The organism is Vibrio sp. Y176, from assembly GCF_033438945.1.
This window is the reverse complement of the sequence record NZ_JAWOQS010000658.1, coordinates 1-651: the sequence shown is the minus strand read 5'-3', so window position 1 is coordinate 651 and position 651 is coordinate 1. Positions and strand designations below refer to the sequence as shown.

Annotated in this window: 1 protein-coding gene; it reads right to left on the bottom strand. The window is 46.2% G+C overall.

Going from position 1 to position 651, the window contains the following annotated elements:
* A partial coding sequence (dapA, locus tag R7O13_RS27910) for a 4-hydroxy-tetrahydrodipicolinate synthase (protein ID WP_318305330.1) occupies positions 1-651 on the bottom strand: 651 nt, incomplete at both ends.

Genomic DNA, 651 nt, shown 5'->3' with positions numbered 1-651 from the left:
AAAGTGCGGTTAAAGGAAGACGCAAGCCACCTTCTTCAATCAAACCCAGCTTATGCGCTGCCCATTTTACTGGGATCGGGCTTGATTCAACGAATAGGTTTTTATGCAGAGTCATCAAACGTTGGTTAATGATTTCTGCCTCTTCGAATTTACCTTCACTTGCCAAATGGAACATGTCTGCCATGTCTTTCGCTGCAATATTGTTCGTTACCGAGATAACACCATTGCCGCCCAGTTTCACGAATTCCAAGCCCGTCGCATCATCACCACTTAGTAAGATAAAATCTTCGCCACAAAGTTCACGGTGAAGTGCAATTCGGCTCAAATCGCCCGTCGCATCTTTTAGAGCAACGATATTATCAAGCTTTGACAAGCGTGCCACTGTCTCAGGTTGCAGATCTACGGCAGTACGACCCGGTACATTGTACAAAATTAGAGGTACGTCACTCGCTTCTGCGATCGCTTTGTAATGCTGGAACAAACCTTCTTGTGTTGGTTTGTTGTAATAAGGCGTCACACTCAAGAAACCTGCGATACCAGAATCCGCGAGTAATTTGCTAAATGTCACGGCTTCGTGGGTTGCATTTGCACCCGTGCCGGCAATCACGGGGATGCGACCGTTGGCAAACTCAACAGTTTTATTAACGACCT